The 13,951-nt window shown below is 76.1% G+C and carries 12 protein-coding genes and 1 pseudogene; 3 read left to right on the top strand and 10 right to left on the bottom strand.

Features of this window, described 5'->3' with window-relative positions; all coding sequences use genetic code 11:
- From BMZ33_RS24125 to BMZ33_RS12965, 3 genes and pseudogenes are all read left to right on the top strand, one after another.
- Positions 1–175, top strand: a pseudogene (locus BMZ33_RS24125) (endonuclease); the annotation flags it as partial.
- A 188-nt stretch (positions 176–363) separates the two neighbouring features.
- Positions 364–1,014: a hypothetical protein gene (locus tag BMZ33_RS12960; RefSeq protein WP_091111062.1), complete on the top strand. Its 651-nt coding sequence runs from the start codon at positions 364–366 to the stop codon at positions 1,012–1,014.
- Positions 1,011–2,492 (top strand): glycosyltransferase family 2 protein, encoded by a 1,482-nt coding sequence (locus tag BMZ33_RS12965; RefSeq protein ID WP_091111065.1) that lies wholly within the window; start codon positions 1,011–1,013, stop codon positions 2,490–2,492. The genes BMZ33_RS12960 and BMZ33_RS12965 overlap by 4 nt, the downstream gene beginning before the upstream one ends.
- A 67-nt stretch (positions 2,493–2,559) precedes the next feature.
- On the opposite strand, the gene BMZ33_RS12970 is transcribed toward BMZ33_RS12965, so the two are convergent.
- The 10 genes from BMZ33_RS12970 to BMZ33_RS13015 all read right to left on the bottom strand — a co-directional run bounded on the left by BMZ33_RS12970 (position 2,560) and on the right by BMZ33_RS13015 (position 13,805).
- Positions 2,560–3,360 (bottom strand): TIGR03084 family metal-binding protein, encoded by an 801-nt coding sequence (locus tag BMZ33_RS12970; RefSeq protein WP_091111067.1) that lies wholly within the window; start codon positions 3,358–3,360, stop codon positions 2,560–2,562.
- Positions 3,361–3,447: 87 nt separating this feature from the next.
- A complete protein-coding gene (locus BMZ33_RS12975) occupies positions 3,448–4,407 on the bottom strand; it encodes a VWA domain-containing protein (protein ID WP_091111070.1) in 960 nt (319 codons plus the stop codon).
- A gap of 34 nt (positions 4,408–4,441) precedes the next feature.
- Entirely contained in the window at positions 4,442–5,515 is a 1,074-nt protein-coding gene (locus BMZ33_RS12980; protein WP_169064269.1) for a DUF58 domain-containing protein, read from the bottom strand.
- Positions 5,512–6,807 carry an AAA family ATPase gene (locus tag BMZ33_RS12985; protein ID WP_169064270.1) on the bottom strand — a complete coding sequence of 432 codons (1,296 nt, stop codon included), beginning with the start codon at positions 6,805–6,807 and terminating at the stop codon, positions 5,512–5,514. Before BMZ33_RS12985 ends, BMZ33_RS12980 begins: the two co-directional genes overlap by 4 nt.
- Before the next feature lie 301 nt (positions 6,808–7,108).
- The gene (locus BMZ33_RS12990) at positions 7,109–8,503 is read right to left on the bottom strand and encodes a C40 family peptidase (RefSeq protein ID WP_169064271.1); all 1,395 of its coding nucleotides are present in this window, start codon (positions 8,501–8,503) and stop codon (positions 7,109–7,111) included.
- Positions 8,504–8,669: 166 nt separating this feature from the next.
- Positions 8,670–10,265 carry an AMP-binding protein gene (locus BMZ33_RS12995; RefSeq protein WP_169064272.1) on the bottom strand — a complete coding sequence of 532 codons (1,596 nt, stop codon included), beginning with the start codon at positions 10,263–10,265 and terminating at the stop codon, positions 8,670–8,672.
- Between the two features lie 103 nt (positions 10,266–10,368).
- The gene (locus BMZ33_RS13000) at positions 10,369–10,791 is read right to left on the bottom strand and encodes a DUF1772 domain-containing protein (RefSeq protein ID WP_091111073.1); all 423 of its coding nucleotides are present in this window, start codon (positions 10,789–10,791) and stop codon (positions 10,369–10,371) included.
- Complete coding sequence (locus tag BMZ33_RS13005; RefSeq protein ID WP_091111075.1) at positions 10,788–11,099, bottom strand: hypothetical protein; 312 nt, start codon at positions 11,097–11,099, stop codon at positions 10,788–10,790. Before BMZ33_RS13005 ends, BMZ33_RS13000 begins: the two co-directional genes overlap by 4 nt.
- On the bottom strand, positions 11,096–11,854 hold the full coding sequence (locus tag BMZ33_RS13010; RefSeq protein ID WP_091111078.1) for an SIR2 family NAD-dependent protein deacylase: 759 nt from the start codon (positions 11,852–11,854) through the stop codon (positions 11,096–11,098). The genes BMZ33_RS13005 and BMZ33_RS13010 overlap by 4 nt, the downstream gene beginning before the upstream one ends.
- Before the next feature lie 28 nt (positions 11,855–11,882).
- A complete protein-coding gene (locus BMZ33_RS13015) occupies positions 11,883–13,805 on the bottom strand; it encodes a serine/threonine-protein kinase (RefSeq protein WP_169064273.1) in 1,923 nt (640 codons plus the stop codon).
- Positions 13,806–13,951 lie beyond the last annotated feature (146 nt).

Genomic DNA, 13,951 nt, shown 5'->3' on the forward strand with positions numbered 1-13,951 from the left:
CTGGCTCGACGGCGGCGAGACCAACCTGGCGAACTCGGCGCTGCTGTGCGAGCGGCACCACACCAAGGTCCACCACGGCTTCCGCGTCGAACGACGACCGGATGGTCGGTGGCGCACCTGGCGACCCGACGGCACCGAGATCAGCGTCCCGCGCCACCTGGCCCCGGCCGCCTGATCCGCCGGCCCGGCGTCGCCCGTCCGGGTGGGTCACGGCCCTCCCCCGTACGGGGTGCAGGGGCTGATGTGGACGCACCCGTCCGATCTACGTTTCACCCCGTCGCAGCCGGGCGTGGGCAACGGAGCCGGTCCCCTGCGGTCACCCGATCGCCTCACGAGGGGGAACCCGTGCCTCCAGGTACACCCGTGCTCCGCGCCCGCGCCGCCGGAGCCGCAGCACTCGCACTGTCGGCGGCGCTGCTGACCGGCTGCCAGCTGCCCGACGTCAGCATGAGCCCGGACCTCACCGCCCGGGAGGAGGCCGCCGCCCCGACCCGGGCCGCGAGCACCCAGGCCGCCGTCCGCACCGAAGCCGCCCCGGCCACCGCGACCGTCCCGGCCGCGCCCACCACGCCGGCCCGCCCGGCCGGCGACCTCGACACCGGCGCACTCACCCACGCCCTGTCCGCCGGGGACCGCACCGTGGTCATCGACTACTGGACCACCGGGCAGGCGGCCACCTGGACGGCCGAGGACGACAAGACCGTCCAGCTGGCCGCCCACGTGGAGGGCGGCGACGAGGACAACGAGGTCCTGGTCACCCGCTTCGCCGTCACCGTCGACGACGGCACCACCCGGGCGCTGGCCGCCGAGGACCGCGGCGAGTTCGCCCTCATGCCGCCCTACAGCTACTCGACCGCGCTCACCCTGCCCGGCGCCGCCCCGACCGCCGAGGCACTGACCCTCGAGGTCCAGTTCGACCTGCTGGTCGAGACCGAGCCCGGCTCGGAGCGCTGGTTCCGCCAGACCGTCCTCGACACTCTCCAGCTCCCGCTCCTCCAGGAGGACCACTCGTGACCCAGCTCGTCGTCCCCGGCATGCGGCGCTCCACCGACCGCGTGCACCTCCTGGCCCGGGGCGGCCAGGAGATCCCCGACATCAGCTCCCTGGTGCCCGAGGAGTTCGGCGGTCCCGCGGTCCGCGACGCGCAGCGGCACGCCACGATCAGCTGCATCATCCCGGCCTACAACGAGGAGTCGACGATCGCCGACGTCCTCACCTCGCTGCTGTCGCAGACCCGGCCGCCGGACGCGATCCACGTCGTCATCAACAACACCGACGACGACACCCCGGAGATCGCCGGGCAGTACGCCGGCGAGCACAGCCGCGTGGTCAAGGGCGAGACCTACACGACCGTCGTCCACGTGCACGACATCGGCGACAACCCCGACAAGAAGGTCGGCGCGCTGAACTTCGGCTACTTCGTCAGCCGCGGCTACGACTACATCCTCGGCGTCGACGGCGACACCACCCTCGACCGGCGCTGCGTCGAGTGGATGGAGAAGGAGATGGTCACCGACCCGCGCATCGGCGGGCTCTCGGCCATCTACACCTTCGACAAGGGCCGGGTGCACGGCGCGATGGCGCGGTTCCTGGTGGCCGGCCAGCGCGCCCAGTTCGCCGGGTTCAACATGGACAACCTCGTCCGCGGCCGGAACATGGCCGTCCTCGGCGGGCAGTGCAGCCTCTTCAGCGTCCGCGCGCTCGAGGCCGTCATGTACCGCCACCACCAGTCCGCGCCCTGGGTGCGCGACTCGGAGGTCGAGGACTCCAAGCTCTCGCTGCAGATCAAGGACGCCGGCTTCAACACCAAGATCAGCGCCCGGGCGCGGGCGTTCGTCGGTCCGATGACCACGCTGCGCGCGCTGCACGGCCAGCAGGTGAAGTGGAACTTCGGCGGCATCGACCTGCTCTGGCCCGGCCAGCGCGGCGACACCAAGGGCCAGCCGCTGCACCCCAACCTGCGGCTGCGCTGGTACGAGAACATCGCGATGCTGTTCAACATCAGCGCGCGGATGGGCTTCCTGCTGCTGCTGGCCGCGGCGCTGTCGATCGACGCGTTCGTGTTCAACCCGATCTGGCTGATCCCGCCGGCGGTCGCGACGCTGCTCAACCTGCGCATCGCCCTGTCGATGCACGACAAGAGCGCGGTCGACATCTTCTACGCGCTGCTGGTCGCCCCCGCCGAGCTCTACATGTGGGTCCGCATGGGCCACTTCGTGACCGCGTGGGTGCAGTTCTTCGCGCGGGTGGAGAAGGACAACTGGGCGGCCCAGGCGGCGGCCGAGCGGGGTCGCGGGTCGGCCTACGTCATGCCGGCCGTGTGCGCCGTCGTCACCTTCGCCGTGCTGATCTTCGCCTGGAGCCAGCAGAGCATCGGCGTGCAGTCGGCGATCCTGTCGATCGGCTGGCCGGCGCTGTACCTGCTGACCATCCTGCAGACGGTGTTCATGGTGAAGAAGCTGGTCCGCCGCCAGCGCGGCTTCACGGTCTAGCCGGCACCCACGAGCCCGGGGCCGCCGGGGGACGACGAGGTCCCCCGGGCGGCGCCGTCGTGTGTGGCTACGGACCGGCCGGGGACGACGGCTGCCGCCCCGCGCCCGGCGGTCCGGCGAACGCCTGGGCGACGTCGAGCCAGTGGTCGGCGGCCGGGCCGGTGGCGCGCAGTGCCAGGTCGGCGCGGTGCCGGCGCTGGGTGACCAGCAGGCAGAAGTCCAGCGCCGGCCCGGTGACCCGGTCGGCGGCGTCGGCCGGCCCCCAGGTCCACGTGCCGCCGCCGGGTACGGCCAGCTCCACCCGGACGGGCCCGTCCGGGGGCTCCTCGCCGTGCACCCGGGAGCTCCAGCCCCGCGTGGCGACGCCGAGGTGGGCGACGTGGCGCAGCCGGTCCGTGGGCTCCCGGGTGGCCCCCACCGCGTCGACGACGTCCTGGCCGTGCGCCCAGGTCTCCATCAGCCGGGCGGTCCCCGAGGAGGCGGCGCTCATCGGCGGGCCGTACCAGGGCAGCGACGTCGCGGGGTCCAGGCCGCCGAGGACCCGCAGGTACTCCCTTCGCGCGGCGCGCCACCAGGCCAGCAGGTCCGCCGGTGCGCGGCCGCGGTGGGCGGCGGCGAGCACGTCGACGAACCCCTCCCCGTGCGCCGTCAGCGCGTCGGCCTCGGCCCGGAAGCCGGCGGGGTCGACCGCCGCGCGGGTGGCCGCCTCGTCGAACCAGGCGAGGTGGGCGACCTGGTCGGCGACGTCCCAGCCGGCGGCCGGGGTGGGCGTGGCCCACGCCGCGCCGTCCAGCGCGGCGAGCACCCGGTCGAGGTCGGCGGACTCGGCGGCCAGGTCGGCCACCAGCGCCGGCAGGTCCACGGCCACCGGGTGGACCCCCTTCCTGTGAGGTGGGCGGCCTCCCTGCAGGGGCCCACCGCGAGCCTGCGAGTGGTGGGGGGCAGGGAGGTCCTTCTAGAAGAGGCGCTGCAGGCGCCAGGCGGCCAGGCCCAGCCCGCAGGCGAGCAGCAGGGTGGCCACCCGCACGAACCAGTACGAGACGTCCTGCGGCTCGGTGGTGTAGCCGATCTGGCTGCCCAGGTCGTCGTAGACGGCCTCCAGCTCGGCGCGGGTGCGGGCCTCGTTGTACTGCCCGCCGGTCTCCTCGGCGATCTGCCGCAGCGCGTCGCGGTCGATGGGCACCGGCGTCACCTCGCCGCCGATCTCGATGGAGCCGTAGTCGGTGCCGAAGGCGATGGTCGACACCTCGACACCGGCCCCCTGCGCCGCGGCGATCGCCTGGGTGTTCTCCCGGCCCACGGTGTTGTAGCCGTCGGAGAGCAGCAGGATCCGCGCCGGCGGCAGCTCCTCCTCCTCGGCCACGTCCAGCGAGGACTGGAAGGTGCTGATCGTGGTCAGCGAGGTGAAGACCGCCTCGCCGATGGCGGTGGCCTCCGACAGCTCCAGGTTGGCGATCGCGCCGCTGACCTGCTCGCGGTCGGTGGTCGGCGCCACCAGCGTCGAGGCGGTGCCGGAGAACGACACCAGCCCCAGGTTGATCCGCGGCGGCAGGATCTCGACGAAGTCGGTGGCGGCGTCCTTCATCGCCTCGAACCGGCTCGGGTCGATGTCCTCGGCCTGCATCGACAGCGAGACGTCCAGCGCCAGGACGACGGTGGCGGTCTCGCGCGGCACCCGCACCTCGGTGCTCGGCTGGGCCAGGGAGAGCACCAGCCCGAACAGCGCGGCCAGCGTCAGGCCGAACGCCACGTGCCGCACCCAGCCGGCCCGCCTGGGCAGCAGGCTCTGCGCCAGCCCGGTCTGCGAGAAGCGCGCCGCGTACACCTTCCGCCGCAGCTGCTTGACCACGTACAGCGCCGCCAGCGCGAGCACGGGGACGATCGCGGTCAGCCACAGCGGTGACTGGAAACTCACGGGCGGGCCTCTCTGCTACGGCGGGTGGGGGCGCTCACCGCGACGCCCCGCCGCTGCCGGCGCGCCGCCGGTCGGCGACGAACCGCACGACGTCCATCAGCCAGTCGCGGTCGGTGCGCAGCTGCAGGTGCCCGGCACCGGCGCGGCGCAGTCCCGCGGCGACGGCGCGGCGCTGCTCGGCCGCGCCCGCGGCGAACCGGGCGCGGAACTCCGCGTCGCCGGTGGGCACCTCGAGGGTCTGCCCGCTCTCGGGGTCGACGACGGTGAGCAGGCCGACGTCGGGCAGCTCCAGCTCGCGCGGGTCGACGACCTCGATGGCCAGCAGCTCGTGCCGGGCGCCCAGGCCGCGCAGCGGGCGCTCCCAGTCGGTGTCGCCGAGGAAGTCGCTCACCACCACGACCAGTCCGCGGCGGCGCGGCGGGCGGCGCAGCGTCTCCAGCGCCGCGGCGAGGTCGCCGCGCCGTCCGCTGGTGGCACGCGGGGTGGCGACCACGGCGCGCAGCAGCCGGTCGGCGGCCAGCCGGCCGGCCTGCGCCGGGTAGCGGTCGACCCGCTCGCCGGTGGTGACGACGGCGCCCAGCCGGTTGCCGCCGCGCACCGTGAGGTGGCTGACGGCGGCCAGCCCGGCGATCGCCAGGTCGCGCTTGTCGCACAGCCCGGTGCCGAAGTCCAGGCTGGCCGACAGGTCGACCACCGCCCAGGTCTCCAGCTCCCGGTCGGCGACGGTCTCGCGGACGTGCGGCACCTGGGTGCGCGCGGTCACCGGCCAGTCCATCCGCCGGACGTCGTCGCCGGGGTGGTAGGTGCGCGAGTCGCCGGCCTCGGAGCCCGAGCCGGGCACCAGGCCCAGGTGGTCGCCCTGCAGCAACCCGTCGAGGCGCCGCCGCACCGTCAGCTCCAGGCGCTGCAGCAGGACGTCGGCGGGGCCCTCGCCGAAGTGCGGCGGCGCCTCGCCGGACCCGGGCGTGAGGGCAGGATCGTCCCCGGCGCCGGGGTCGACGCCCGAGCCCGGGGTGGCCGCGGTCGCCGTCGGCGTCGCCGGCCCGCCGCCGCCCGCCGGGGGTGCCGGGTCCGCGGACGCGCGGGACCGGCCGCGACGCCAGCTCACGCCTGGGGGTTGCCGGGGACGTGCCCGTTGCCGGCGGGCTGGCCACCGGGCTGGACACCGTGCTGGCCGTTCTGCGCCGACGGCGGCTGCTGCGGGGCGGGCTGGCCGTTGGGCACGGCCGGCGGGGGGAAGCCCGGGCCGTAGGGCGCGCCCTGCGGCGGGCCGTACTGCGGCGGGCCGTACTGCGGCGCCCCGGGCGGCGGGACGGCGGGGCCGCCCGGCGCCGCGGGCCCGTAGCCGCCGGCGCGCTGGCGCGGGGTGACCTGCGGCAGCGGCACGGTCTGCAGGATCCGCCTGACCACGTGGTCGGCCGGTACGCCGTCGGCCAGCGCGTCGTAGGAGAGCACCAGCCGGTGGCGCAGCACGTCGGCGGTGACGTCGAGGACGTCCTGCGGGAGCACGTAGTCGCGGCCGCGGACCAGCGCCAGGGCGCGGCCGGCGGCGATCAGGCCGAGCGAGGCGCGGGGGCTGGCGCCGTAGGACACCCAGGAGGCGACGTCGTCCATGCCGTGCTCGCGCGGCTGACGGGTGGCCACGACCAGCCGGACGACGTAGTCGACGAGCGCGTGGTGCACGAACACCTGCGAGGCGGTGCGCTGCATGCGGCGCAGGTCCTCGGGGCCCAGCACGGTCTCGGCCACCGGCGGCGTCGAGCCCATCCGGTAGATGATCTCGCGCTCCTCCTCCGGGCTCGGGTAGTCGACGAGCACCTTCATGAGGAAGCGGTCGCGCTGGGCCTCGGGCAGCGGGTAGACGCCCTCGGACTCGATGGGGTTCTGGGTGGCCAGCACCAGGAACGGGTCGGGCAGCGGGTGGGTGACCCCGCCGATGGACACCTGCCGCTCGGCCATGACCTCCAGCAGCGCCGACTGCACCTTCGCCGGGGCGCGGTTGATCTCGTCGGTGAGCACGAAGTTGGCGAACACCGGGCCGAGCTCGGTGTCGAAGGCGTCCTGGCCGGCCTTGTAGATGCGGGTGCCGAGGATGTCGGCGGGCACCAGGTCGGGGGTGAACTGCAGGCGGGCGAACCTCCCGCCGACGACCCGCGCCAGCGTCTCGACCGCGAGGGTCTTGGCCACCCCGGGCACGCCCTCGAGGAGCACGTGGCCGCGGGCCAGCAGGGCGACCAGCATCCGCTCGACCAGGCGGTCCTGGCCGACGATCACGCGCTTGATCTCGAACAGCGCCCGCTCCAGCCGGGCGGCGTCCGCCGACGGCGGGACGGGAGCCCCGGAGCCCACCGCGGAGGAACCGGCGGTCTTCTCGAGCGGGGTGCTGGCAGCGCTGGTCACGGGGCTCCCTGTCGTGCCGGTCCGTGGCCCTCCGTCGGTCCACGGGGAGGCCGGGAGCGAGCTCGCTGCCCGTCCCCCCGGCCAGTGTCCCACCACGACCTGGGGGGACGTCCGCCGTGCGGGACGCCGCGCCGGGCGCCGTCCCGGGGCACTCCGCGGGGATCCACGATCGATCGGCGAGCCGTGCGCCGGACGCTGCGTCCGGGGTGCTCCGGCTGCTAGCGTGGGCGTCGCGTCGGGCAGCTCCCCCCGTGGCTGCCCGACGCCCCACTCCCCCGGTCCGCCCCCGTGCGCGGGCGGCTCACGCGGCCGGCCGGACCGCTCCGAAGTAGTCGCTGCCGAACCACATCGACGTCACCTTGACCACGTCGCCGCTCTGCGGGGCGTGCACCACCTTGCCGTCGCCGAGGTAGAGCGCGACGTGGTAGATCGACGTGTACGAGCTGCCCGAGCCCCAGAAGACCAGGTCACCGGCGCGCAGGTCGGCGCGGGCGACGGTCGACCCGCGGAAGCGCCACCACTGGTCGCGGCTGGTGCCGCCGATCTGGATGCCGGCCCGCGCGTAGGCGTACTGGGTCAGCCCCGAGCAGTCGAAGCCGTAGACGCCGGTGTCCGGCGGGATGCCGTAGCTGGGGCCGTTGCTGCCGCCACCGCCCCAGCTGTAGGGCAGGCCGCGCTGCGACAGCGCGGCGGTGGTCGCGGTCTCCACGGCCGAGGTCGTCGGCGCGCCGGCCGTGGTGACCGACGGCGGGGTGGGGTCGGACGGCGGGGTCCTGGGGACCGGGGCGGGCGCCGGCGCCGGCGCCGAGGAGCCACCCGAGCCGGGCGACGGCGCCGGGGCCGGCGCGGGTGCGGGTGCGGCCGCGGGGGCCGGCGCGGACGAGGCAGCCGCCGGGGCGGCGCTCGCCCGGGCGGCGGCCGCCCGGGCCGCGGCCGCGGCGGCGGCCTCGGCGGCGGCCTGCTCCTGCTCCATACCGGCGACCTGCTGCTCGGCGGCGGCGGCCTGCGCGGCCACGGCGTCGCGCTGCTCGGCGAGCGCGGCGGTCTGCTCCCGCGCCGAGATCTCCTGGGCCTGCGCGCCGGCGAGGCCGGCCGCGGCCTCGGCCTGCAGCGACTCCGCCCGCGTGGACGCCGCGTCGGCCTCGTCGTGGGCGGCGGCGGCCTGCGCCTGCAGGACGGTCAGCTCGCCGACGACGTCGACCCGGTGGGTGCCGGCGGCCTCGAGCAGCGCGGCGCGCTCGACCAGCTGCGCGGGCCCGTCGGCGCTGAGCAGCGCGGCCGCGCCCGGTGCGGTGCTGCCGCGCACGTAGCTGTCTCGGGCGAAGGCGGCCACCTGCGAGCGACCGGTGCCGAGGTCGGCCTCCGCCTGCGTCGCAGCGGCCGCGGCGGCGTCGGCGGCCTCGCGGGCGGCGTCGGCGGCGGCCTGCGTCTCCTCGTAGTCCTGCAGCGCGATCTGCGCGTTCTGGTGCGCGGTCGCCGCGGCGGCCTCGGCCTCGGCCAGCTGCGCGCTGAGCACGCCGACCTGCGCCGCGGCGTCGTCGCGGGCGGCCTCGGCGGCGGCGATCTCGTCGTCGCTGGGCGCGGCCGAGGCCACGCCGGGAGCCAGGCCCAGCCCGACCACGGCGGCGAGGACCGTCCCGGCCGCGCGGGCGGCCAGGCGGCCCTGTCGGTGTCGAGTGCGCGCTCGCGTGCCCACGTCCGGCCCCTCCCGGTGCGGCCGGCCGGTGCCGGCCGCACGTGCTCCCCGGGCACCCGGCGTGGGCGCCTCCCGGACCGGGATCGACCCCCTGCGCGGGAGGGTTGAGGCCGCCTCCCCCGCAGGGGTGAGCCGGGCTCACCCCCGCGGAGGGGCCAGGGGGGTCCTAGTGGACCTGGCGCTCGCCGGGCTGCCAGAAGGCCTCGCGGAGCTTGAACTTCTGGATCTTGCCGGTGGCGGTGCGGGCCAGCTCGTCGCGGAACTCGACCCGCTTGGGGGCCTTGTAGCCGGCCAGCCGGGCCTTGCAGTGGGCGATGATCTCCTCCTCGGTGGCGCTCTGCCCCTCGGCGAGCACGACCAGCGCGGTGACCAGCTCGCCCCACTTCTCGTCCGGGATGCCGATGACGGCGACCTCGGCGACGGCGGGGTGGCTGAAGACGGCGTCCTCCACCTCGATGGAGGACACGTTCTCCCCGCCGGTGATGATCACGTCCTTCTTGCGGTCGGAGATGGTGAGGTAGCCGCCCTCGTCGAGGCTGCCGCCGTCCCCGGTGTGGAACCAGCCGCCCTCGAGCGCCTCGGCGCTCGCGTCGGGGTTGTCCCAGTAGCCGGCCAGCACCGTGTTGCTGCGCACCAGGGCCTCGCCGGACCCGCTGACCTGCAGCCGGGTGCCCAGCGCCGGGACGCCGGCCCGCGACAGCCGCCTGGCGCGCTCCTCCGGGTCGAGGTCGTCGTACTCCGCGCGCGGCCGGTTGATGGTGACCAGCGGCGCGGTCTCGGTGAGGCCGTAGATCTGGTTGAACTCCCAGCCCAGCTCGGCCTCGACGCGGGCGATGGTGCGCGAGGGCGGCGGGGCGCCGGCCACGATGATCCGCACCCGGTCGCGCCCGGGCACCTCGCCGTCCCAGTCGGACGCGGCGTCGAGGACGGCGTTCCACACCGCCGGCGCCCCGGCCATCACGGTCACGCCGTGCTGCTCGACCCGCCGCAGGATCTCCGCGCCGTCGATCTTGCGGATCACGACCTGGCGGGCCCCGACGCCGGCCGCGCTGAACGGCAGGCCCCAGCCGTTGCAGTGGAACATCGGCAGCGTGTGCATGTAGACGTCACGGTCGCCGAGCTGCATGTGCATGGCGAAGGTGACCGCGTTGACCCACTCGTTGCGGTGGGTCATCTGCACGCCCTTGGGCCGGGCCGTCGTCCCGCTGGTGTAGTTGATCGTGGCGGTGGCGTCCTCGTCGGGCTCGCTCCACGGCCGCGGCTCGGTGTCGAAGGCGAGCAGCTGCTCGTACTCCTCGCCGGTGCCGAAGCGGTGCTCGGCCTGCACGCCCTTCAGGGAGGTCTCCAGCTCCGGGTCGACCAGCAGCACGCGCGCGCCGCTGTGGCCGACGATGTAGGAGACCTCCTCCGGGTTGAGCCGGAAGTTGACCGGCACCGCCACCCGTCCCGAGGACGGGACGGCGAGCAGCACCTCGAGCAGCCGGGCGGCGTTGTGGCTGACGATCGCGACCCGCTCGCCCTCCCCCACCCCCAGCGCGTCGAGGCCGGCCTGCAGCGCGCGGCCGCGGCGGGCCACCTCGCGGTAGGGAACCTCCCCCAGCGAGGGGGCGGGCTGGTTCGGTTCGTCGACGATGCCGATGCGGTCGCCGTAGACGAGCTCGGCGCGGTCGAGGAAGTCGCGGGTGGTCAGGGGGACGCGCATGCCGGGCTCCCGGTTGCCAGGCTGGCCGGCCCGCCCGGTCAGCCGCTCGACGTGGTCCACCTCACGCTAGCGGTGTCCGCCGGGATCGGGTCACCTGATCGTGCAGCGTCCTGCCCGACGGCGGGCGGTGCGGCAGGACGCTCTGCGGTGAGGGAGGACGCGCTCAGCCGAGGACCAGCCACCCGGCGGCGAGGGTGCCCGCGGTGGCGGCGAGCACCCGCACGGTGTCCACCCGCAGCAGCGCGCGGAACGCGTCGTCGTCGAACCCGGCGTCCAGCCGCCGGTGCAGCGGCACCGCCAGCAGTCCGGTGACCCCGAGGACGACGGCCAGGCACCCCGCGCCGGCGAGCACCGGGAGCAGCGGGACGCCGTCGGGGCGGGCCAGCAGCAGCCACAGCGTGGTGACCCCCTGCCCGGCGAACAGCGGCCCGACCACCCGGCTGACCCGCCGCTGGTGCGCCCGCTCGTAGCCGGCGAACGCCGTCCGCGGGACCTGCGCGAACTGCGGGTACACCAGCCCGCGCACCGTCCACTGGAAGCCGGCGTAGGCCGCCGTCAGCGCCAGGTGGACGACGGCCAGCGTCACCGCTTCGGCGGCTTCCCGCGCCAGGCGAGGCTCCGCGCGTCCAGCTCGCGCAGCAGCGGGTCCCCCTCGGCGAGCACCCGCTCGGCCAGCGCCACCGCCCCGGCGAGCTGCTCGTCGGTGAGCTGGGCGAACGCCGGCGAGCGGCGCCGGTCGAGGTGGTCGTACCAGCGCCCGGACACGGCGTGGTCGAGCACGATCCGGCCGAAGCAGTGGTCGTTGGTGACCACCCAGCGGCCCGCCCGCGCCCGCCGGGGCAGCTCGCCCAGCACCAGCTCGCGGTAGCGCCGCTCCAGCTCCGCCCGGCTCACCCCGCTCCCACCAGCCGCGGCAGCGCCGTCGAGATCGGCTCGCGGACGACGAGGTCGGCCAGCCCGTCGAACGGCGTCGGCTCGGCGTTGACGATGACCACCCGGGCGCCGTGCGCGGCGGCGACCTCCACCAGCCCGGCGACCGGGTAGACGACCAGCGAGGTGCCGACGGCGAGCAGGACGTCGCAGTCGGCGGCGGCCTGCGCGGCGGCGTCGAGCACCCGCTCGTCGAGGGCCTGTCCGAAGCTGACCGTCGCCGACTTGAGGATCCCGCCGCACACCAGGCAGGCCGGGTCGGGATCGCCGGCGTCGATCCGCGCCAGCGCGTCGTCCATCGACGTCCGGTCGCCGCAGGAGAGGCACTCGACGGCGTGCACGGTGCCGTGCAGCTCGAGCACGTGCTCCGGCGAGGAACCGGCCGCCTGGTGCAGCCCGTCGACGTTCTGGGTGAGCAGCGCCCGCAGCCGGCCCTGCCGCTCGAGGTCGACCAGCGCGCGGTGACCGGCGTTGGGGGCGACGTCGGCCGCGCGGACGTCGGCCCGCACCCGCCACGCCTTGCGCCGGATCTCCGGGTCGGCCAGGTAGTAGGACAGCGTGACGAGCTTCTCGGCGTCCGGGTCGCGGGTCCAGACGCCGTTGGGGCCGCGGTAGTCGGGGATGCCGCTGTCGGTCGAGATGCCGGCGCCGGTGAGCACGGTGACCCGCCGGGCGCCGCTCAGCCAGTCCGGCAGCGGGTCGGGGACGGCACCGGTCACGCTCCCCACGGTAGGGAGCCCCGGCCGGTCAGCGCACCAGCGGGGTCAGCACCGGCACGGCCTCGTCGCGGAAGGCCGCGGTGACCCGGCCCTGGTCGCGGAGCAGCGCCAGCAGCCCGCCCACCTCGGCGCCCTGCTCGAAGACCGGGAGCTCGGCGGCCGCCCGCAGCGAGACCAGCACCTCGTCGGCGGCGGGCCCGACCTGGCCCGGGTCGCGCTCGACGTCGTCGAGGAGGGCCCGCAGCGCCTGCTGGGGGCGGGGGTCGGCGAGCTCCCGCAGCAGCGGCAGCGCCACGTCGCGCAGGGTCCCGCCGATCTCCCCGGCCGCTGCCGCGTCGGTCACGTCGGTGACGAGGGCGGCGGCGCGGTCGGCGGTCTGGTCCGCCGGCACGTCGTGGTCGAGTGCCACCAGCGCGTCGAACAGCCGCGGCCCGGCCGGCCCGAGGGTCTGCCGGTCGTGGCCGACCGTCTCCACGAGGTCCACCAGCCGGTCGGGCCGGGCCACCTCCGCGAGCACCTGCCGGACCCGGTCGGCGACGGCGGGCGCCAGCGTCCCCTCCGTCGCGGCGGCCGCCGTCGCGTCCGAGGCGAAGAGCGCGGCCCAGCGCCGGGCGGGCCCGTCCCGCTGCTGCACCTCCCGGAGTCCCGTGACGAGCTGATCGGCGACGGTGCCCACCGAGCCGGGGTCCGAGGCGAGCGCCTCCTCGACCGCGGTGACGGTCGCGTCCAGCTGCTCGTCCGGCGTGTCGGCGTCCGCGGGCAGGGCCGGCAGGACGGCGGCCGGGGGATCCGCGTCGGCCGGGGCGGCGCCGGTCGGGGTGCTGCCCGTCCTGGTCAGCACGAGGGCGAGCAGTGCGCCGACGACGGCCACGACCACCAGACCGGCCGCCGCCAGCCGCCGGGCCCGGCGTCCTCCGGCCCGCCGGGGTGCGACGACGACGCGCAGGCCGTCGGTCGACGTGCCGCCCGCCCCGGTGGGGAGGTCCGCCTCCCGGTGCAGCAGGGCGGTGCGAGCGGGAGCGTCCGGGGCCACCGCGCCGGGCGGCGGGGACGCGGCCTCGGCCTCCGTCCGCTCCGGCGTCGCGGCGACCGCGGCCAGCGCGCGCTCCGCGGCCGCAGCGGTGGTGCGAGCCGTCGGGTCACGGTCGAGCAGCCCCTCGAGCACGGGCGGGAGCGGGCCGGCGCGGCGGTAGGGGGCGTGCTCGCCGAACACCACCCTGGCCAGCGTGGTGACGGCGTCGGGCCCCTCGAAGGGTGGCCGGCCCTCCACCGCGGTGAACAGCGTCGCGCCGAGCGACCACAGGTCCGAGGCGGGGCCGGCGTCCCCGCCTCGTGCCCGCTCCGGGGACATGTAGCCGGGTGAGCCGACCAGCATCCCGGTCGCGGTCAGGCCGTCCTGTCCCGGCACGGAGGCGATGCCGAAGTCGGTGAGCAGCACCCGGCCGGAGGCGCCGTCCCGGCCCGTGACCAGCACGTTGGACGGCTTGACGTCGCGGTGGACGATGCCGCGCTCGTGCGCAGCCCCGAGCGCCTCGAGCAGGGCCAGCCCCAGCCGCGCGGTCTCCTGCGGCGAGAGCGGCCCGTCCTGCTCGACGACCTCGGTGAGGGTCCGCGCCGGGACGTACTGCAGCACCAGGTAGGTGGTCGCGCCGTCCTCGACGACGTCGTGGACGGTCACCAGGCCCGGGTGGTCGAGCTGCGCGGCGGCCCGCGCCTCCCGCCGCATGCGCTCGCGCAGCACCTCGCGCTCGGCGGCCGTGGCGCCGGGCGGGAAGGTCAGCTCCTTGACGGCGACGTCGCGCCCGAGCATCAGGTCCTCGGCGCGCCAGACCGTTCCCATCCCGCCGCGGCCGAGCGCCACGGCGAGTCGGTAGCGACCGGTCACGACGCGGTCCGGGCCGCCCGCACCCTCGGCGCCGCCGACCACCGTGAGGCGGGGGCCGATGGACACCCGTCCGGCGTTACCCGGGTCGGCGCCATCCAACCGTGTGCCACGGAGTGGCGCGGCACCGTCTCGGGACGGTGAGACGCAGCTCACCAGGGAGGGGAAGGGTCGCCTTCCCAGCGCCCCGCCCACGTGGCCTGGGATGATGGAGG

Source organism: Geodermatophilus dictyosporus, from assembly GCF_900115505.1.
Classification (GTDB): domain Bacteria; phylum Actinomycetota; class Actinomycetes; order Mycobacteriales; family Geodermatophilaceae; genus Geodermatophilus; species Geodermatophilus dictyosporus.